Consider the following 19,342-nt stretch of genomic DNA (forward strand, 5'->3'; position numbering starts at 1 on the left):
TGAACTGGTCAAGTAATCTTGGACACTGATTAAGGTTCACGCCGCCAACCTTTCCTTCACGACCGGCGACCGGTAGTCGTTGTAGCTATGAGGCCTGCTGATGTTGTAGCGCGAGACATAGCGCTGCACGTCTGCTCGGGCCTCATGTTCCAGTTTGTAGCCCGTTTCAGGCACCCACTCTGATTTCAAGCTGCCAAAGAAACGCTCCATCGGGGCGTTGTCCCAGCATTCGCCTTTACGGCTCATACTCTGCCTAAACCCCTGTTTCAGCAGCTCGTTTCGGAATTTATGACTGGTGTACTGACAACCTTGGTCAGAATGAAACAACACATCCTGGGGATGGCCGCGTAGCTCAACCGCCATGCGTAGCGCTTCGCAGGTCAGGTTGGCATCAGAAATCATCGAGAACGACCAGCCCACGATCCTGCGAGCGTACAAATCCAGAACGGCGGCGAAGTACATCCACCGCTTGCCGACCTTGATATATGTCACGTCGCCACACCACACCTGATTAACCGCCGTCACATCAAATTTTCGCTTGAGCACGTGCGGCGCCACCAAGGCCTCCACGCCCGGCGACCTGTACTTATGGCGCCTGCGCTGACGGCTGGCGATGCCAGCTTCGCGCATCAAACTGCGAGCCATATAACGCCCGATACGATGCCCTTTGGCTTGTAGCTCCTTGGACAACGTACGTGCACCGGCCGACTCTCTGGACGCCTTGTGGTGCCTGACCAGCGCGGCTTTGAGCTTATCCCTCTCAGGATTTGCTCTGCCTTGGCGCTGGCGCCAGGCGTAGAAGCTACTGCGGTTGACCCCAAACGCCTGGCAACACCTTTTAACGCCGTACTGCTCGTCCAGCTCATCGATCAACGTGAATGATCTTTGGCGTCCAAAAGCAGGAGAGCACTGGCCTTTTTTAGAATTTCGATATCCAGGTCTTTCTCTCTGAGCAGAGCTTTGAGCCTCTGGATTTCTCGTTGATCAGCAGTAATCGCCTTGGCCCCTACCGGGGTCGAGCCCAAGCGTTCTTTTTGCACTTGATCGACCCAGCGGCGCAGGGCTGTGGGGCCGATATCCAGGGTGGCACACACCTCGGTAACCGGCTGACCTTCATCCAACACCATGCTGGCAGCCTTGAGCTTGAACTCACTCGAATAAGATTTACGCATAACCAAACACCTCAGATTTGGGCGCTATCATAGCGCCCGATTGAAGTGTCCAAAATCATTAGGCCAGTTCAAGCCCCCTCCCACATTTGGGGTGGTGTTTGGCTATGAAGGCGCTATCGGGCAGTTGGGTTGAACCTGCCATGGATTCTGGCCTCCTATTGAGCAGTACGGCCGGTATTCAAACGGCTGTTTTCAGGTTGTTGCCCTGCGCAAACGACCTGACGCATTTGCGCCCTTGAGCGCTTGCCAGCGCTCGGGTAATGTCATCAGACCCAAAGGACAGAGCACGCCCATGACTTCCAAGCTGGAACAACTCAAGCAATTCACCACCGTCGTAGCCGATACCGGCGATTTTTCTACCCTCGCCAAGCTCAAGCCGCAAGACGCGACTACCAACCCTTCCCTGCTGCTCAAGGCCGCGTCGATCGCAGGCTATGCCAAGCTGCTGGATGAGTGTGTGCAGGACTGCAACGGCGACGTGGGCCTGGCCAGTGACCGGTTTGCGGTGGCGGTGGGTCAAGAGATCCTGAAAGTAGTGCCGGGCCGTATTTCCACTGAGGTGGATGCCCGTCTGTCGTTCGACGAAGACGCGATACTCAAGCGTGCGCACCGTCTGATCGACCTGTACGACAAAGCAGGCGTTGGCCGTGACCGTGTGCTGATCAAGATCGCTTCCACCTGGGAAGGCATCCGCGCCGCCGAGAAGCTGGAAAAAGAAGGTATCCAGACCAACCTGACCCTGCTGTTCTCCTTCGCCCAGGCGGTGGCCTGCGCTGAAGCGGGTGTGTTCCTGATTTCGCCGTTCGTGGGCCGTATCTATGACTGGTACAAGAAGGCCAACGGCAACGACTACACCGGTTCCGATGACCCGGGCGTGCAGTCGGTGACGCGTATCTACAACTACTACAAGGCTAATGGCTACAAAACTGTGGTGATGGGTGCGAGCTTCCGCAACCTGAGCCAGATCGAGGAGTTGGCCGGGTGTGATCGCCTGACCATCAGCCCGGACCTGCTGGAGAAGTTGGCGGCGGATGAAGGCAAGCTGGAGCGCAAGTTGTCGCCAGGCCATGCCGGTGAAGCGCGCGTGCATATGACGGAGGCGCAGTTCCGTTGGGAGTCCAACGAGGACGCGATGGCGACCGAGAAGCTGGCGGAGGGGATTCGTCAGTTTGCGCGGGATCAGGAGAAGCTGGAGGCGTTGTTGACTGCCAAGTTGTAAGGCGGACGGCGACAAAAAGGGCGGCACCCTCGCGGGTGCCGCCCTTTTTTGTGTGCGCCAGTCTCTAGCCAGTCACAAATCAAATGTGGGAGGGGGCTTGCTCCCGATAGCGGGGTGTCAGGCACAGAGTCTGTGTGTGAACCTCTGCAATCGGGGGCAAGCGCCCTCCCACATTGAAATGTGTTCCGGCAGGGAGGTCGTCAGTGGCGCTCGAGGGCGTTGACGAGGTCGTGAAAGGCTTCGCGGTTGGACTCGTTCAGGCCCATGAGGATCTTGTGCGCTTCGAGCACCTTGATCCGCACGATTTCCTCGGACTGGTCCTGCGACGGCAGGTCGGTCAGGCATTCCGGGCAGGGGATCGGGCGGTCAACGATGTTGAACACCTGGTCAAAACCCATGGACTGCAGCAGCCGGGTGATGTCTTCGTGGGTGGTGACAACCGTCGGCAACAGGCCGACCTTCTGCCGCGACAGAATGGACAACTTGGCCAACAGGCCCAGGGTGGTGCTATCGATGCTGCGGGTTTCGGTCAGATCGATCACGATCGCCGAGAAGTTCAGCGCTGTGAAGATCCGCTCGATCGTCGCATCCAGCGCCGAACACAGGGTCAGGCGCACTTCACCGACAAACTTCAGGACGAAGGTCCCGTCTTGCTCGGCGAATTGGATTCTTCCGGTACTCATCAAAGATTCCTGCTCAACACCAATAGGGCGATATCATCCGGCATCTCCCCTAGCGTGGCCAATCCAAAAACCTGCCGCAGACCATCCAGGCTGCCGCCCGCCGACTTGACCTTTTGGGGCAAGGCGGCTTCTTTCTCTTTGAGTGTAGGCTCTGGAAGAAGGTCCAGGATGCCGTCGGACATCAGCGTCAGGCTGAAGGTCGGCGGCAGTTCCAGGATGTGGTCTTCATAGGTGGCTTCATTGAACAAGCCCACTGGCAGGCCACGCCCTTCCAGGTAACGCACACTGTCAGGAGTGTATAAAACCGGCATCGGCAGGTGACCGCCAATGCTGTAGGTCAAAAGACCGGTTTCTTCATCGATCACGCCGCCCACCATCGTCACGTGCTTGCCCAGCTTGCAGCTGATCAGGCCCCGGTTGATGTGGCCCAGCACCTCGGAGGGGGTGAACTCCGGCAAGGTGCCATTGCGCTTGGATTCGAACAACAACCGCGTCGTCATGAACTTCAACAACACGGTGACAAACGCGGAAGATGCACCGTGGCCGGACACGTCGGCCAGGTAGAACGCCACACGCCGTTCATCCACACGGAAATAGTCGACAAAATCCCCCGACAGGTACAACGACGGGATGATCTGGTGCGCGAACTGGAAATCGTCGATGGTCCAGGGGCTCACCGGCAGCATGTTCATCTGCACCTGGCGACCGGCGTTCTGGTCTTCCTGGAGCAGGTTCAGGCTGGCTTCAAGCTCGCGGTTGGCGGTCTCGAGCTTTTCGCGGTAGCGCTGGTTTTCCTGAAGCAGGCGTGCACGGTCCAGGGCGCGACGCACCGAGTGTTCCAGCACCGCCAGGTCTTCCAGGGGTTTGATCAGGTAATCGGCGGCGCCCAGGCGCAGGGCTTCAACGGCGTCGTTCATGACCCCGGCACCGGACACGACAATCACCGGCGTCTGCGGAGCAAGCTCGGTCACCTGGCGAATCAGCTCGAGGCCGCCCATCTGGGGCATGCGCAGGTCGCAGATCACGAGGTCGGGCTGGTCGCGCTCGAATACCTGGAGACCCTGTTGGCCGTTGCCGGCCTGCAGGACGCTGAAGCCACTGTCTTCCAAATAGGCCGCGAGGCTCGCGCGCACTACTTCGTCGTCATCGATTATCAGCAGCGTGGCACTGGTTTTTTGCATGTGGGCAAACGGCGCCAGAATTAGGTTGGCGTAGGTGGCTCGACAATGGCCGGGCTCACGTACTGGATTCGCTTTCTAGCCTCTCTGTCCTACAAAGCATTGGGATTTACCCCATGCACAACCGTAAAGCAGAGGTGCCCTTCTAAGGCGCAGACGGTACTCCCATCCGTGAGGGGTTTCAAGCTCATGCCGATGGTCGCCGAACGTCTTTACACCGCAAATCACCGGGAGTTATAAGAACGCTCATGACCACAACCCAAAGTAAGGATGGATGCTGTGAGCGAACATGAGCGCGACTACGCCGAAAAACGCGACTTCATCCGCATGCGGGTGGATGCCGATGTGTCCTTGATCCACGCCGGGCAGGAAATTGCAGGGGTCTGCCTGGACCTTTCCAGCTCCGGCATGCAGGTGCAGGCACCTCGCCAGTTCAGTGTCGGTGACTTGCTTACCGTGCGCATTGATTCCGAGCACGCCGCACTCAAAGGCCTTGAAGCCGATACAGAGGTGGTGTGGGCCAGGGCAGCGGGCGACGAACAGCATCTGGGCCTGAAGATTTTGAAAATGCGCTGATCAGCGCGCACAAAAAAGGCGACCGTTCAAAGGTCGCCTTTTTTCATTTCAAAACGTCACAGCTTAAAAGTCGTCGACAACCTTGCCGTCCTTGACCTTGAACTCACGGTTCTGCAGGTAAGCGTTACGGATAAAGGTGTACTTGTCGCCGCTGATCAGCTTCTCGCTGTCGAGCAGGCTGGCACGGACGTCGACCACGTTCAGGCCAAAGGTGCTGTTGCGCCAGCCGATATCGTTCATGTAGCGGTACGGTTGGGTGTAGCTGTCCACGTATTTGGAAGGCGCGTCACGCAACGTGCTTGGGCCGAGCAACGGGATCATCACGTAAGGACCGCTGCCGACGCCCCAGTAGCCGAGGGTCTGGCCGAAGTCTTCATCGCTGCGCTGCAGCCCCATTTTGGTGCCGACATCGATAAAGCCCAGCACGCCGAACGTGGTGTTGACCAGCAGACGGGCCGTGTCGACGCCAGCGTTATGCGGCTTGAGTTGCAGCACGTTGTTGGCCAGGTTGCCGACATCGCCGATGTTGCGGAAGAAGTTGTGAATGCCGTCCTGCACCAATTGCGGGGTGACGAACTGGTAACCCTGGGCGATTGGCTTGAGGGCGTAGGTGTCAACGGTGTCGTTGAAGGTGAAGATAGGGCGGTTGACGCTTTCCCATGGATCATCTTCCGTCGCGGCCTGGGCGGCGAACGGTGCCAACAGGACGGTGGCACACAGCGACAACTGAGCGAAGTACTGGCTCCAGCGCATAGCTTTTGCTCCTTGAATGGTCTGTCATGGGCGCTATGCCCTGAATAAGGCCGTCAGTATATGACGGAAGTGTCGATTTAGGCAGCCGCATGGAAACGACTTTCATGATTTGGACAAAATTCCTACAAATACGCCCTCATGTCATCCACTTGTCATGCCGCCCCGATAGCGTTGCAGCTATTTCAGGGACGTTCAGATGCCACATGCCGAGATAGCCGTCGCCACTGCCCCCGCGTTGACCGCCGTGTTGTTTGGCCTGAGTGGCTGCCTGGTGGACTTCGGTTCCCAGGCCCGTAGCGACACACCCACCCCAGACTCGCAGGCCACGCCCGGGGCGCTGAAAATCCTGCGCAGCCTGAAGGAACAAGGCGTGCCCTGCGCCTGGCTGGATGAACTACCCGCCTCTGTCACCGCCCCACTGGCCGCTACCCTGCCCGCCTGGCTCAGGGCCACCTCGCCTTCCACCATCCGCTGGCCGGCGCCCCACGCCTGCTGGCAAGCCTTGATGGAGCTGAACATCGAACGCCTGGAGGGCTGTGTGCTGGTCAGCGGCGAACCGCGCCTGCTGCAATCGGGCTTGAACGCCGGGCTGTGGACCATCGGCCTGGCCTCCTGTGGCTCGCTGTGCGGCGTGGCACCGGAGCAATGGCAGGCGCTGAGCGAAAAGGAACGCGAGTACAAGCGCGGCAAAGCCACCGTGGCGCTCTATGGATTAGGTGTGCACTCGGTGATCGATCACCTCGGCGAACTCGGCACGTGCCTGGCCGACATCCGCCTGCGCCGCCTCAAAGGCGAGAAGCCCTGACAAGGATCATGCACAGTTGGCGCCGGTGGATTAATCTACAGGTCAGTTCGTAGACCTTTCCCGGCGTGCCGCGGTCTATGCCAGTGCCTATCGATAAAAGGAAAGAATGTCATGCCTGATCGCAAAAAACTGGAAGAACAGGTCGAGATCCTGCGCGGGCAGCTGGAACAGGAACCGCCGCTGCCGGAAGAAAAACGTGAAGCGCTGGAAGCCTTGATTGCCAAGTTTGAAGTGCAACTTGAACTGGAGCCGGCCACCCAGTCGCCCAGTATTTCCGACGACGTGAATCAAGCGGCCATAGAGTTCGACGCTGAACACCCGGTCATTTCCGGGACATTGCGCAATATCATGATCACCCTGGGCAACATCGGCATCTAACCTGCCAGCCAACCAAGCACCGATGCAAAATGTGGGAGGGGGCTTGCCCCCGATAGCGGAGTGTCAGTCACAGCATCTGTGTCTGAACCCCTGCAATCGGGGGCAAGCCCCCTCCCACATTTGGTTTGTGTGCAGGCTTACTGGCGCGCCAGGCGTACGTTCTGGAACGCCACATCCTCGGTACTGCGATACGGGTTGATATCCAGCCCACCCCGCCGCACATACCGCGCATACACGGTCAACTTCTCCGGTTTGAGCAAGCGCTGCAAGTCCAGGAAGATGCGTTCCACGCACTGCTCATGGAAGTCCGAGTGCTGACGGAAGCTCACCAGGTACTCCAACAGGCTGGCGTGATCCAGCGCCGCACCGCGGTACTCCACCACCACACTGCCCCAATCGGGCTGGCTGGTGACCGGGCAGTTGGATTTGAGCAGGTGGCTGTGCACGCTCTCCTCCACCACACGCGAGTCATCACAGCGCAACAGTTCCGGGCGCGGATGTTCGTAGCTGCTGACGTTGATATCCAGATCATCGATGCACACGCCCGGCAACGCCATCACGCCTTGCGCCTCGATTTCGGCCAGGCTCCGAAGGCGTACGCTGACCGGCTTGCCGGCGGCGGCGCTGAGGTCGTTGCGCAGGGTCTCTTCCAGACCGTGGGTGTCGGCGAACGCGGTCTGGTTCAACGAGTTGAGGTACAGCTTGAAGGACTTGGACTCGATGATGTTCGGCGAGTCGGCAGGGATGCTGAACTCACCGATGGCCACCACCGGCTTACCGGACGGCAGCAACCAGGACAGTTCGAAGCAGTTCCAGAAATCCACACCCTTGTAAGGCAGGGTCTCGGCGCTCAGGCCCAGTTCGGCCCATTTGGCGGCGCGAGGGATCGGGAACAGCAACGAAGGGGTGTACGTGGAGATGTATTCACTGGACTTGCCCAGCGGCGAATGTTCGGCTGCGGGATGCATGGCGGAAACCTGGCTAAATAAACCGCGCCAGTCTACCAGCCTTTGCTCCCGCCCTTAAGGAACGCCTTACTCAACGGTCAGCGTGCCGACCATGCCCGCCTGGTAATGGCCGGGAAGATTGCAGGCGAACTCAAGGCCCGTGGCCTTGGTAAAGGTCCAGGTCAGCTCGGCGGTGTTGCCGGGCTCGACCAGCACACTATTGGGATCATCGTGCTTCATCGCACCATGCCCCATTTTACTGTGGTCCATAGCGCCCATACCGGTGGCCGTGAGCATGCCGCTGGCCTGCATCTGCAACATTTCCTTCTGATGTTCGGCGTGCATGGCCGCGTCGCCCAGGTTGAATTCGTGGAGCAACTGGCCTTTGTTGACCAGTACAAAACGAACGGTCTCACCGGCCTTTACGTCCAGGGACTTGGGCGAGAAGGAAATATCCTGCAGCGTCACCTCCACCGTACGTGTGGCTTTGTCAGCCGGTGCCGGTTGGCCAAACGCGTAGGTGCGAGACGCATCAGCCAGTGCATTGAAGCTCAACGCCAGCAGGCAGCCCGCCAGCAACAGGGGTGTACGCAACGCCATCTCTCTTCTCCAAAAATACATAACCCGCTTGGGCAGCACTCTAAGATAAGCCCGCTGCCAGCGAGCTGACTGCTAGATTACAACTTTGTCAGGTTACCCCGTTGGCGCGCTCAGCCGCTTATTGTGGTAGGAGCGAGCTTGCTCGCGAAGAACATCAGCACGCCGCGTCAAGCCAGAGAGTACGCGTTATCGTTGACGTTTTTCGCGAGCGAGCTCGCGCCTACAGGGAAGCGTCCATCCTTTGCCAAGAGCCTTACATGAAACTGCTGATCGTCGAAGACCAACCGAAAACCGGCCACTATTTGCGCCAGGGCCTGGCAGAAGCCGGGTTTACCACCGAGTTGGTGGCCGACGGCACCAGCGGTCAGCACCTGGCGCTGACCGGCGACTATGACTTGTTGATCCTCGACGTGATGCTGCCCGGCCGTGATGGCTGGCAAATCCTGCAAGCGGTGCGCAGCGCCGGCCTCGACATGCCGGTGTTGTTTCTTACCGCACGCGACGCGGTGGAGGATCGCGTCCACGGCCTGGAGCTGGGCGCCGACGATTACCTGGTCAAGCCCTTCGCCTTCTCCGAGCTGCTCGCCCGCGTGCGCAGCCTGTTACGGCGTGGCAGCAGCGCGCCGCAGGACACCCACCTGCAACTGGCCGACCTGCGCCTGGACCTGATCCGCCGCCGCGTCGAACGCAGCGGCCAGCGCATCGACCTCACCGCCAAGGAGTTTTCCCTGCTGGAGCTGCTGCTGCGCCGCCAGGGCGAAGTGCTGCCCAAGTCGCTGATCGCCTCGCAGGTGTGGGACATGAATTTCGACAGTGACACCAACATCATCGAAGTGGCGATCCGCCGCCTGCGCCTGAAAGTCGACGATGCCTTTCCCAACAAGCTGATACACACCGTGCGCGGCATGGGCTATGTACTGGAGGAGCGTTTCACGTGATCCAGCGCCTTTCCCTCGCCAGCCGCCTGGCACTGCTGTTTGCCGCGTGCACCGCCGTGGTTTCGCTGCTCGCCGGCGTGTTGTTCAACCACGCCAGCGAGGCGCACTTTATCGAGCTGGACCAACAGCAATTGGACAGCCGGCTGGTGGTGCTGCGCAACACGTTGCAGGGTGTCGACTCGCCGCAGGCCTTCGCCCAACGCGAGCCCCAACTGCGCGCCGACCTCAGCCATCAACCCGACCTCACCTTGCGCATAACCGCAGCCGGCCAGCGCTGGCTTGACCAGGCGCCGGGCGTTGCGTTGCCCGACGCACCCGGCCTGCACAGTCTGCAACAGGCAGGCACCGCCTATCGCGTGTACAACGCGCCCTTGAGCCCCGGCCAACCTGGCTCAGCGCAGTTGACCCTAATACTCGACATCACCCACCACCAGCATTTTCTGCAACGCATGCAGCGCTTGATCTGGCTGACCGTCGGCCTCTCGGCCCTGGCCACCGCGCTGCTCGGCGCCTGGGCGGCGCGCAGCGGGTTACGGCCCTTGCGGCGTATGGGCGAAGTCGCCGCCGGCGTGTCCGCCCACTCCCTGACGCAACGCTTGCCGCAGCAACAGATGCCGGTCGAACTGGCGGAGTTGGCGCAGACCTTCAATGCCATGCTGGGCCGTCTGGACGACGCATTCCAGCGCCTCTCGGCCTTCTCCGCCGATATCGCCCATGAACTGCGCACACCGCTGTCGAACCTGCTGACCCAGACCCAGGTCATCCTCACCCAGCCGCGCCCACTGGAGGATTACCGTGAAGCGCTGCACAGCAACCTGGAGGAATTGCAGTGGATGGCGCAATTGGTCAACGACATGCTGTACCTGGCCAAAGCCGATCACGGTTTGCTGATGCCCAAGTGCGAACCTCTGGCACTGGCCGATGAAGTCGAGGCGCTGCTGGAGTTTTTTGCGCTGCTGGCCGAAGACGCACAGGTTTCGTTGGGGTGTGAAGGCCACGCCCACGCGGCCGGTGATCGCGGCATGTTGCGCAGGGCCCTGTCCAATCTGTTGGAGAATGCACTCAGGTTTACCCCGGCGGGCGGCGAGGTGCGGGTGCGCTTGGCAGAGGATGAACGCGGCGTGAGGCTGACGGTTGAGAACACCGGGGAAGGTATTCCGAAAGATGTATTACCTAAACTGTTCGATCGCTTCTACCGGGCCGATCCGGCGCGGCGCGAGGGCAGCAGCGAGCATGCGGGGCTGGGGCTGGCGATTACCCAATCGATTGTGCGAGCGCACGGGGGGAGGATTTATTGTGAATCTGAGGCGGGGTGGACACGGTTTGTGATTGAGTTACCCAGGGGAGATTGATGCAAGCCGGGCCGGCGCTATCGGGGGCAAGCCCCCTCCCACAGTGGACCGCATTTATTCAGGAGAAATGAGGTCAAAATGTGCGAGGGGGCTTGCCCCCGATAGCGGTCTCAACGACTACGAATACCTGAGCGCATGCGCCGGCTCGATCTTCGCCGCGCGATATGCCGGGTAAATCGTCGCCAGGAAGCTCAGCACAAACCCCGCCGAGCAAATCAGCAACACATCGCCACCTTGCAGCTCGGACGGCAGGTTACTGACGAAGTACACGTCCGAACTGAAGATATGCTGCCCGCTCACCCGCTCCAGCCAGCCCACCAGTTCGCTCACGTTCAGCGCCGCAATCACGCCCAGCACGCCGCCGATCAGGGTGCCGACCACGCCGATCACCGTGCCCTGCACCATGAAGATCGCCATGATCTGCCGAGGCGTGGCGCCGATGGTACGCAGGATCGCGATGTCGGCGCCCTTGTCGTTCACCACCATGATCAAGGTGGCAATGATGTTGAAGGCGGCCACCGCGACGATCATCAGCAGCAACAGGCCGATCATGGTCTTTTCCATCTTCATCGCACTGAACAGGCTGCCCTGGGTGTGGGTCCAGTCGTCGGCCTTGTACGCCGCGCCGAGGCTGGCGGCGATATCCGCCGAGACGTTGGGCGCCGCGTACAGGTCGGTCACCGCCAGGCGCACGCTCTGCACCTGGTTGGGTTGCCAATGCTGTATTTCGGCCGCGTCGGCCATGTTGATCAAGGCCATGGAACCGTCCAGTTCGGCACCCACCTTGAAGATACCCACCACGTTCAAACGCTGCATACGTGGGGTAATGCCGCCCGGCGCGGTGCTGATTTCCGGCACGATCAAGGTCAGTTTGTCGCCGACATTGAGGCGGAAGCGGCGTGCGGTGATGTCGCCGATCACCACACCGAACTCGCCGGGTTTCAGGTCGTCCAGTTTGCCGCGCACGATATGCTGGGCCACGATCGACACCTTGCCTTCCTGGGCCGGGTCGACGCCGCTGATCTCAATCGGCTGCATCGCGCCCTTATAGGAGAACATGCCATCCATCTGTGTGAACGGTACCGCCGCCGTCACTTGCGGGTTCTTCATCGCGGCAGCGGCCACCGGCTGCCAGTCATCGATCGGCTTTACGCCGACGATGGTAGCGTGGGGCACCATGCCAAGGATGCGCGAGCTCATTTCGCGCTGGAAGCCGTTCATCACCGAGAGCACCACGATCATCGCCAAGACGCCCAGGGCGAGGCCGATCATCGAGGTCATCGAGATAAACGAGACAAAACGGTTGCGGCGTTTGGCGCGGGTATAGCGCGTGCCGATGAAAATCGATAACGGTCTGAACATTCGCGTGCACCGCCTGAAAAAATAAAAAAGCCCGGCCTCGAAAAACCGGGCTTGCAGCCACTCAGATAGCGACCAGATGACCTTCCTGCAAATGCAGTACGCGGTCCATCTGACGGGCCATGCTCATGTCGTGGGTCACCACCAGGAACGCGGTGCGCATCTGGGTGCTCAGCTCCAGCATCAAGTCCTTGATGCCCTGGGCCGTGTGGGAATCGAGGTTGCCGGTGGGCTCGTCGAGCATCACCAGGCCTGGGTTGTTCACCAGCGCACGGGCGATGGCCACGCGCTGGCGCTCACCGCCGGACAGCTCGGCCGGCTTGTGCTCCAGGCGATGGCCGAGGCCGACGCGCTCCAGCAAGGCGGTGGCACGCTGGCGCGCCTCGGGGATCGCGGTCTTGCCGATCAGCAGTGGCATGCACACGTTTTCCAGGGCGGTGAATTCCGGCAGCAGGTGGTGGAACTGGTACACAAAACCCAACGAGCGGTTGCGCAACTGACCACGGGCCTTTTCATTCAGGGCCGAGAGTTCTTCACCGGCCAGCCATACACTGCCCTGGGACGGCGTGTCGAGGCCGCCCAACAGGTTGAGCAAGGTACTTTTACCGGAACCGGAGCTGCCGACGATCGCCACGCGCTCGCCGGGGTGCAGTTCAAGTTGCAGGTTGGCCAGCACCACCACGGATTCCGGGCCTTCCTCGTAGGATTTGCCCAGGTTGCGGCAGCTCAGGATTGCTTTTTCACTCATGCCCGATTCACTCATAACGTAATGCCTGTGCTGGCTGGGTACGTGCCGCGCGCCAGGCTGGATACAGGGTGGCAAGGAAACTCAGGACCAACGCGGCACCGCCCACCATCAGCACGTCCTGGGCCTGAACCTGGGAGGGCAAGTAGTCGATGAAATAGACGTCGGCGTTGAGGAATTTGTGTCCGAGCACTTGTTCAAGCAGGGCGATGGCGGCGCTGACATTCAACGCGGCGAGAATGCCGACGGCGGTGCCGATCAGGGTGCCGACCACGCCGATCACCGTGCCCTGCACCATGAAGATCGCCATGATCTGGCCCGGCGTGGCGCCCAGGGTGCGCAGGATGGCGATGTCGCCCTTCTTGTCATTCACCACCATCACCAGCGTGGAGATGATGTTGAAGGCGGCCACGGCGACGATCAGCAACAGCAGCAGGCCGATCATGGCTTTTTCCATGCGGATGGCCTGGTACAGGTTGCCGTGGGTGCGGGTCCAGTCGCGGGCGTAGTACTCGGATTCACCCAGATGCTGGGCAATCTCCCAGGCGCCGCGTGGCGCATCGAACAGGTCGTTGAACTTCAGGCGCAGGCCCTGCACCTGGTCCGGCTGCCAGCGATGCAGGCGGGCCAGGTCAGTGAGATTGGTCAACCCGAGGTAGCCGTCGATCTCGCCGGCGCCCACATGAAAGGTGCCGACCACGGTAAAACGCTTCATGCGCGGGAACATGCCGGCCGGGGTCACGGTGACCTCCGGCGCGACGAAGGTCAGCTTGTCGCCAACGCTTACGCCGAGCTTGGCCGCCGCCTTGTCGCCGATGATGATGCCGAAGCTGCCGGGCGCCAGGTCATCAAGCCTGCCCTGCAGCATGAACTTGTCGATGATCGAGACGTTGCGCTCCTGGGCCGGGTCGACGGCATTGAGCAGGATCTTCTGCACCTTGCCGTCATTGGTCAGCAGCCCCTGCATCTGGGTAAACGGCGCAACGGCCAGCACCTTGGGGTTCTGCTTGACCTTGGCGGCCAGGCTTTGCCAGTCGCTGATGGGCGCATCGGCCTCGATGGTCGCGTGGGGCACCATGCCCAGCACGCGGGTGCGCATCTCATGATCGAAGCCGTTCATCACCGACAGCACCACGATCATCACGACCACGCCCAGGGCGAGACCGATCATCGAGGTCAGGGAAATGAACGACACAAAATGATTGCGACGCTTTGCACGGGTATAACGCGTGCCGATAAATACGAAGAGAGGTCTGAACATGTCGGGGCTTGTTCGGAGGAAAAGAAGACGTCCCGGTGGCGGGGTCTGGTCAGCAGCTTTACACTCAGACCATTACCGTTACCTGGGGTTCGCCATGTCGACATTAGATGAAGAAGAGCGCCGCGAATACTACCGTATCGACGACATGATCGCACTCCAAATCAAAAGCCTGTCGGCTCCCGACGCGGCGAGCAAGGAAGTGTTGCTGGATGATTCGCCGCTGTTCAATCTGCTCAGTGAATTGCACCTCAGCGAATTCGAAGCCCAGCACCTGCTGCGCCAGATCAACGAAAAAGACCGCAGCCTGGCGGCGTTCCTCAAAGTGCAGAACAAGCGCCTGGACCTGCTCAGCCAGGTCATGGCCCGCGGGCTGCTCAGTGAGGTAGGCGCGCCGCAGCCGGTGATCCTTTCCGAAGGCGGCATCGATTTCCAGCACCCTACGCCGCTGGCTCCCGACACGCACCTGGCGGTCAAGCTGGTGCTGATGCCCCAGGCGCTCGGCCTGCTGTTGCGCGCGCGCGTGACCCATTGCGATCCCAAGGGCGACGGCTTCGATGTGGGCACGGAATTCGAATCCATGACCGACGCCCAACGCCAGCTGCTGGCGCGCTACATCCTGCAGAAACAGGCCCAGGAACGCCGCCTGGCGCGAGAACAAAGCGACGATCTCTGAATGCGTATTCACGACGCCAGCCATCCTGGCGCAAAGGAGCAACTGTGACCCTGATTTACGGCCATCGCGGTGCCAAAGGCGAAGCACCGGAAAATACCCTGACCAGCTTTCAGGAATGCCTCAAGCACGGCGTACGCCGCTGCGAACTGGACCTGCACCTGTCCATGGACGGCGAACTGATGGTCATCCACGACCCCACCCTCAAGCGCACGGCCGACCGACGCGGCAAAGTCGTCGAGTACTCGGCGGCGGACCTGGTGAACATGGATGCGCGCAAAGGCGGCCCGGGCTGGGTCAGCCCCTGCCCGATTCCGCGCCTGGAGGAATTGTTCGAAAAGTGCGACTTCGACCACTGGCAGCTGGAAGTCAAAAGCGCTTCGCGCACCCGCGCCGCCACCACCGTGCTGGCGATCCGCGAGATGGCCGTGCGCTTTGGCCTGATGGACAAAGTCACCGTCACCTCAAGTTCGCGGGAAGTGCTCAAAGCGGCGGTTGAACTCACACCCGACCTGTCACGCGGGCTGGTTGCCGAATATGCCTGGCTCGACCCGTTGAAGGTCGCGCAGAACTATGGCTGTGAGTATCTGGCGTTGAACTGGACGCTGTGCACCCCCGAGCGGCTGGAAAAAGCCCAGCGCCAGGGTTTGCATGTATCCGTGTGGACGGTCAACGAACCTGCGCTGATGCGCAGGCTCGCCGACTTCGGCGTAGATAGCCTGATTACAGACTTTCCCGGTTTGGCCACTGCCACCCTCGGGAATTACTGAAATCGGTCTCCCCGGCCGGCTCAGGCCACCGGCCGGAGCCGCTCAAAAAAGCCGGTTGAGGCCGTCGTAGGCCGCTACCCGATAGGCTTCGGCCATGGTCGGGTAGTTGAACGTGGTGTTGACGAAATACTTGAGCGTATTCAGATCACCCGGCTGATTCATGATCGCCTGGCCAATGTGCACGATCTCCGACGCCTGGTAGCCGAAGCAATGTACGCCGAGCACTTGCAGGGTTTCACGGTGGAACAGGATCTTCAGCATGCCTTGCGGCTCACCGGCAATCTGCGCACGCGCCATGCTCTTGAAGAACGCCTTGCCCACTTCGTACGGCACCTTGGCCTTGGTCAGTTCGTGCTCGTTCTTGCCGATCGAGCTGATCTCGGGAATGGTATAGATCCCGGTCGGCACGTCGTTCACGTAGCGCCAGCTGCCGTTGTCGACAATGCTGCCGGCCGCCGAGCGGCCCTGGTCATGGGCGGCGCTGGCCAGGCTTGGCCAGCCGATCACGTCACCGGCGCCGTAGATGTTGGTCACGCAGGTGCGGTAGTTCTCGTCCACCTCGATCTGGCCACGGCTGTTGACCTTGACCCCGATGTTCTCCATGCCCAGCTTGTCGGTGTTGCCGGTACGCCCGTTACACCACAGCAAGGCATCGGCCTTGATCTTCTTGCCGGACTTGAGGTGCAGGATCACCCCGTTGTCCAGGCCTTCAACGCGCTCGTACTCTTCGTTGTGACGCACGGTGATGTTGTTGTTGCTGAAGTGGTAGCTCAACGCCTGGGAAATTTCCGAGTCGAGGAAGCTCAGCAACTGGTCACGGTTGTCCACCAGCTCCACCAGTACACCCAGGCCGCTGAAGATCGAGGCGTATTCACAGCCGATCACGCCAGCGCCGTAGATAATCAGTTTGCGCGGGGTGTGACCCAGGCTCAGGATGGTGTCGCTATCGTAGATACGCGGGTGGTGGAAATCGATGTCCGCCGGGCGATATGGGCGCGAGCCGGTGGCGATGATGATGTGCTTGGCCACCAGTTTCTCGACCACGCCGTTGGCGCAGACCACTTCGACGGTCTGCTCGTCGGCGAAGCTGCCGGTGCCGAAGAACAGGTCGACGCGGTTGCGGGCATAGAAGCCGGTGCGCGACGCGACTTGCTTGGAAATGACTTTCTCGGCGCTTTTCAACACGTCCGGGAACGAGAACCAGCGCGGCTCACCAATCGCCCGAAACATCGGGTTGGTGTTGAATTGCATGATCTGGCGCACGGAGTGACGCAACGCCTTGGACGGGATGGTACCCAGGTGGGTGCAGTTGCCGCCGACCTGGCGACGGCTGTCGACCATCGCCACCTTGCGTCCTGCCTTGGCAGCGTTCATCGCCGCGCCTTCTCCAGCCGGGCCGGAACCCAGTACCACCACGTCGTAGTTGTAGACAGCCATGCGTACTCCTCAGAACAGGCCAGGCGTACGGTTGGGCGCCTGGCTAAATCATGCCGCGGCCAGCGGGCATGAAGGACAATTTGGCTCAAGTGTGTGAACCGGGGCACAGTCTATATAAGGCTCAACGCCGCGCACATTAACCCTTGGTCGCGTCGTAGGCCAGTGTTGCCATACTAACAGGGCGCAAAGCAGCGTCGATTCAAGGATCAGCCATTATGCGACAACTCTTTATCGGTTTGATGCTGATGATGTCGATCACGGCCCGGGCCAGTGATGCAGATCGACTCAAGCAGGCTGGCTTCCCCGCGCAGGTCGAGGGGTTGGCGCTGAAAAACCAGGCGGTGCTCAATTATCTCTGGGCGGATGTGTATGCGGCGGCGCTGTACGCGCCTGCTGATCTGACCGCAAAGCAAGCCTGGGACCAACAGAAAGCGTTGCGCCTGATGCTGTATTACTTTCGCAACATCGATCGCGCGGATGTGATCAAGGCGGCCAGCGCCACCCTGGAACGCCAGCAAGCCAATGCCGGCTTGAATCCAGAGATAGACAAGCTACACGCCCGCTTTCGGGATATTCGCAGCGGTGACCGCTATGCCCTGGATTTTCGCCCGGGCCGTGGTTTGAACCTGGAGATCAATGGCCAGGTGGTGTTCAGCAGTGGCGATGACGCACTGGCGAGGGCTTACCTGGGCATCTGGCTGGCGCCCAGTGGGCTGTCTGATGAGTTGCGCGGCCAGTTGCTCAATTAGGGTCGGCCTTAACACCGCCATCGGGGGCAAGCCCCCTCCCACATTGGTATGTGTTCACAAATCAAACTGTGGGAGGGGGCTTGCCCCCGATGAGGCCCTCCCAGGCACCACAAAACCCGCAGGCATAAAAAAGCCCCGAACCAGTCGGGGCCTTTTTCATTCAACACTCAGGCTTAGCGCGGAAACGCCGGCGGGTTGACCCCGGCCATGTCTTCCATCACGCGAACCACCTGGCAGCTGTAGCCGAACTCGTTGTCGTACCACACGTACAGCACAACGCGATTGTCCTGGCTGATGGTCGCTTCGGCGTCCACCACACCGGCGTGGCGCGAGCCGACGAAGTCGGTAGACACCACTTCCTGGGAATTGACGAAGTCGATCTGCTTGTGCAGATCGGAGTGCAGCGCCATGTAGCGCAGGTACTCGTTCATCTCTTCACGGGTGGCGGCTTTCTCAAGGTTCAGGTTGAGAATGGCCATCGACACGTTCGGCGTCGGTACCCGGATCGCGTTACCGGTCAGCTTGCCGGCCAGCTCAGGCAGGGCCTTGGCGGCAGCGGTGGCGGCACCGGTCTCGGTGATCACCATGTTCAGCGCGGCGCTGCGGCCACGGCGGTCGCCCTTGTGGAAGTTGTCGATCAGGTTCTGGTCGTTGGTGTAGGAGTGAACAGTCTCGACGTGGCCGTTGACGATGCCGAACTTGTCATTCACAGCTTTGAGCACCGGCACGATGGCGTTGGTGGTGCAGGAAGCGGCGGACACAATCTTGTCGTCAGCAGTGATTTCGGCGTGATTGATACCGTGCACGATGTTCTTGAGCTTGCCCTTGCCAGGCGCGGTCAGAACAACGCGGTCGACACCCGGGCAGGCAAGGTGCTGGCCCAGGCCCTCGGCATCGCGCCATACGCCGGTGTTGTCCACCAGCAGGGCGTCCTTGATGCCGTACTGGGTGTAATCCACCTCGGATGGGTTCTTCGCGTAGATCACCTGGATCAGGTTGCCGTTGGCGGTGATGGTGTTGTTTGCTTCGTCGATGACGATGGTGCCGTTGAACGGACCGTGTACCGAATCGCGGCGCAAGAGGCTGGCGCGCTTGGTCAGGTCGTTCTCGGCGCCTTTGCGCACCACGATGGCACGCAGGCGCAGGCCGTCGCCGCCGCCGGTTTTTTCGATCAGGATGCGCGCCAGCAGGCGGCCGATACGACCGAAGCCGTAGAGCACCACGTCGGTGCCTTTGCGGGCAGCGGCGTTTTGCTGGCCGATCACCTCGGCCATTTCTTCACGCACGAACTGCTCGGCGCTGCGACCCGCGCCTTCCTTGCGGAATTTGTAGGCCAGCTTGCCCAGGTCGACCGAAGCCGCGCCGAGCTTGAGCTCGCTCATGGCCTTGAGCAGTGGGAATGTTTCGTGGACGGAGAGTTCGCTGTCGTCGGCAGAACGGTGGCGCGCAAAGCGGTGCGCCTTGAGAATCGCGATGACGGACTGGTTGATCAGGCTGCGGCCATAGATCGAGCTCACCACATTGTTATTGCGGTACAGCTGACCGATAAGCGGAATCATCGCTTCAGCGAGTGCTTCACGGTCGATCCATTCACCAAGACACTGGTCGGGCTTCTGAGTCACGGGAACCTTCCACATGTAGGGGCTGAAAAAAGGGGCTACATTATGTCGTCCGACTGACCGTTGAGCAATGCGCGACAGGCAACAAAAACCCCTTGCAAAAAAATACCACCGCGCTACAGCCCAGGAAA

At 60.5% G+C, this 19,342-nt stretch carries 21 protein-coding genes; 9 read left to right on the plus strand and 12 right to left on the minus strand.

Going from position 1 to position 19,342, the window contains the following annotated elements; genetic code table 11:
* Nucleotides 1–36 precede the first annotated feature (36 nt).
* Nucleotides 37–873: an IS3 family transposase gene (locus BFQ04_RS08755; RefSeq protein WP_065949523.1), complete on the minus strand. Its 837-nt coding sequence runs from the start codon at nucleotides 871–873 to the stop codon at nucleotides 37–39.
* Nucleotides 870–1,172: a transposase gene (locus BFQ04_RS30375; protein WP_065949522.1), complete on the minus strand. Its 303-nt coding sequence runs from the start codon at nucleotides 1,170–1,172 to the stop codon at nucleotides 870–872. Before BFQ04_RS30375 ends, BFQ04_RS08755 begins: the two co-directional genes overlap by 4 nt.
* 292 nt (nucleotides 1,173–1,464) lie before the next feature.
* Here BFQ04_RS30375 and tal point away from each other — a divergent pair, with 292 nt between their 5' ends.
* Entirely contained in the window at nucleotides 1,465–2,391 is a 927-nt protein-coding gene (gene tal / locus BFQ04_RS08765) for a transaldolase (RefSeq protein ID WP_065893548.1), read from the plus strand.
* A 200-nt stretch (nucleotides 2,392–2,591) separates the two neighbouring features.
* Here tal and rssC read toward each other — a convergent pair whose 3' ends face one another.
* Nucleotides 2,592–3,074, minus strand: a complete 483-nt coding sequence (gene rssC, locus BFQ04_RS08770) for an anti-sigma factor antagonist RssC (protein ID WP_017848891.1) — start codon at nucleotides 3,072–3,074, stop codon at nucleotides 2,592–2,594.
* Nucleotides 3,074–4,255, minus strand: a complete 1,182-nt coding sequence (gene rssB / locus BFQ04_RS08775) for a two-component system response regulator RssB (protein ID WP_065932314.1) — start codon at nucleotides 4,253–4,255, stop codon at nucleotides 3,074–3,076. Before rssB ends, rssC begins: the two co-directional genes overlap by 1 nt.
* 276 nt (nucleotides 4,256–4,531) lie before the next feature.
* On the opposite strand from rssB, the gene BFQ04_RS08780 reads away from it, so the two are divergent.
* A complete protein-coding gene (locus tag BFQ04_RS08780) occupies nucleotides 4,532–4,828 on the plus strand; it encodes a PilZ domain-containing protein (RefSeq protein ID WP_065950473.1) in 297 nt (98 codons plus the stop codon).
* A gap of 63 nt (nucleotides 4,829–4,891) precedes the next feature.
* On the opposite strand, the gene BFQ04_RS08785 is transcribed toward BFQ04_RS08780, so the two are convergent.
* A complete protein-coding gene (locus tag BFQ04_RS08785; protein WP_065950474.1) occupies nucleotides 4,892–5,581 on the minus strand; it encodes an MlaA family lipoprotein in 690 nt (229 codons plus the stop codon).
* Between the two features lie 196 nt (nucleotides 5,582–5,777).
* On the opposite strand from BFQ04_RS08785, the gene BFQ04_RS08790 reads away from it, so the two are divergent.
* The gene (locus BFQ04_RS08790) at nucleotides 5,778–6,386 is read left to right on the plus strand and encodes a phosphatase (RefSeq protein WP_065950475.1); all 609 of its coding nucleotides are present in this window, start codon (nucleotides 5,778–5,780) and stop codon (nucleotides 6,384–6,386) included.
* A 111-nt stretch (nucleotides 6,387–6,497) separates the two neighbouring features.
* Complete coding sequence (locus BFQ04_RS08795; RefSeq protein ID WP_065886358.1) at nucleotides 6,498–6,764, plus strand: DUF4404 family protein; 267 nt, start codon at nucleotides 6,498–6,500, stop codon at nucleotides 6,762–6,764.
* A gap of 137 nt (nucleotides 6,765–6,901) precedes the next feature.
* Here the strand turns inward: BFQ04_RS08795 and queF are convergent, their stop codons facing one another.
* Nucleotides 6,902–7,732 (minus strand): NADPH-dependent 7-cyano-7-deazaguanine reductase QueF, encoded by an 831-nt coding sequence (gene queF / locus BFQ04_RS08800; protein ID WP_065950476.1) that lies wholly within the window; start codon nucleotides 7,730–7,732, stop codon nucleotides 6,902–6,904.
* A gap of 66 nt (nucleotides 7,733–7,798) precedes the next feature.
* Complete coding sequence (locus tag BFQ04_RS08805; protein WP_065950477.1) at nucleotides 7,799–8,311, minus strand: copper-resistant cuproprotein CopI; 513 nt, start codon at nucleotides 8,309–8,311, stop codon at nucleotides 7,799–7,801.
* A gap of 257 nt (nucleotides 8,312–8,568) precedes the next feature.
* Between BFQ04_RS08805 and BFQ04_RS08810 the strand changes: the two genes are divergently transcribed.
* Both BFQ04_RS08810 and BFQ04_RS08815 read left to right on the plus strand, forming a co-directional pair.
* Complete coding sequence (locus BFQ04_RS08810) at nucleotides 8,569–9,249, plus strand: heavy metal response regulator transcription factor (RefSeq protein ID WP_065950478.1); 681 nt, start codon at nucleotides 8,569–8,571, stop codon at nucleotides 9,247–9,249.
* Nucleotides 9,246–10,601, plus strand: coding sequence for a heavy metal sensor histidine kinase (locus BFQ04_RS08815; RefSeq protein ID WP_065950479.1), 1,356 nt, complete (start codon nucleotides 9,246–9,248; stop codon nucleotides 10,599–10,601). Before BFQ04_RS08810 ends, BFQ04_RS08815 begins: the two co-directional genes overlap by 4 nt.
* Before the next feature lie 117 nt (nucleotides 10,602–10,718).
* Here the strand turns inward: BFQ04_RS08815 and BFQ04_RS08820 are convergent, their stop codons facing one another.
* The 3 genes from BFQ04_RS08820 to BFQ04_RS08830 all read right to left on the minus strand — a co-directional run bounded on the left by BFQ04_RS08820 (nucleotide 10,719) and on the right by BFQ04_RS08830 (nucleotide 13,966).
* Nucleotides 10,719–11,963 (minus strand): lipoprotein-releasing ABC transporter permease subunit, encoded by a 1,245-nt coding sequence (locus BFQ04_RS08820; protein WP_065950480.1) that lies wholly within the window; start codon nucleotides 11,961–11,963, stop codon nucleotides 10,719–10,721.
* Nucleotides 11,964–12,024: 61 nt separating this feature from the next.
* Nucleotides 12,025–12,708 (minus strand): lipoprotein-releasing ABC transporter ATP-binding protein LolD, encoded by a 684-nt coding sequence (gene lolD / locus BFQ04_RS08825; RefSeq protein ID WP_164484517.1) that lies wholly within the window; start codon nucleotides 12,706–12,708, stop codon nucleotides 12,025–12,027.
* 7 nt (nucleotides 12,709–12,715) lie between these two features.
* Nucleotides 12,716–13,966 carry a lipoprotein-releasing ABC transporter permease subunit gene (locus tag BFQ04_RS08830; RefSeq protein ID WP_065950481.1) on the minus strand — a complete coding sequence of 417 codons (1,251 nt, stop codon included), beginning with the start codon at nucleotides 13,964–13,966 and terminating at the stop codon, nucleotides 12,716–12,718.
* 94 nt (nucleotides 13,967–14,060) lie between these two features.
* Here BFQ04_RS08830 and BFQ04_RS08835 point away from each other — a divergent pair, with 94 nt between their 5' ends.
* Both BFQ04_RS08835 and BFQ04_RS08840 read left to right on the plus strand, forming a co-directional pair.
* Nucleotides 14,061–14,639: a PilZ domain-containing protein gene (locus tag BFQ04_RS08835; RefSeq protein ID WP_065950482.1), complete on the plus strand. Its 579-nt coding sequence runs from the start codon at nucleotides 14,061–14,063 to the stop codon at nucleotides 14,637–14,639.
* Between the two features lie 44 nt (nucleotides 14,640–14,683).
* Nucleotides 14,684–15,406, plus strand: coding sequence for a glycerophosphodiester phosphodiesterase (locus BFQ04_RS08840; RefSeq protein ID WP_065950483.1), 723 nt, complete (start codon nucleotides 14,684–14,686; stop codon nucleotides 15,404–15,406).
* 42 nt (nucleotides 15,407–15,448) lie between these two features.
* Here the strand turns inward: BFQ04_RS08840 and sthA are convergent, their stop codons facing one another.
* A complete protein-coding gene (gene sthA / locus BFQ04_RS08845) occupies nucleotides 15,449–16,843 on the minus strand; it encodes a Si-specific NAD(P)(+) transhydrogenase (RefSeq protein WP_065950484.1) in 1,395 nt (464 codons plus the stop codon).
* A gap of 215 nt (nucleotides 16,844–17,058) precedes the next feature.
* On the opposite strand from sthA, the gene BFQ04_RS08850 reads away from it, so the two are divergent.
* Complete coding sequence (locus BFQ04_RS08850) at nucleotides 17,059–17,592, plus strand: chalcone isomerase family protein (RefSeq protein ID WP_065950485.1); 534 nt, start codon at nucleotides 17,059–17,061, stop codon at nucleotides 17,590–17,592.
* Nucleotides 17,593–17,765: 173 nt separating this feature from the next.
* On the opposite strand, the gene BFQ04_RS08855 is transcribed toward BFQ04_RS08850, so the two are convergent.
* The gene (locus BFQ04_RS08855) at nucleotides 17,766–19,229 is read right to left on the minus strand and encodes a glyceraldehyde-3-phosphate dehydrogenase (protein WP_065950486.1); all 1,464 of its coding nucleotides are present in this window, start codon (nucleotides 19,227–19,229) and stop codon (nucleotides 17,766–17,768) included.
* Between the last annotated feature and the right edge of the window lie 113 nt (nucleotides 19,230–19,342).

Origin of the sequence: Pseudomonas sp. 37 R 15, from assembly GCF_900004865.1 — a bacterium.
GTDB classification, from domain to species: domain Bacteria; phylum Pseudomonadota; class Gammaproteobacteria; order Pseudomonadales; family Pseudomonadaceae; genus Aquipseudomonas; species Aquipseudomonas fluorescens_AM.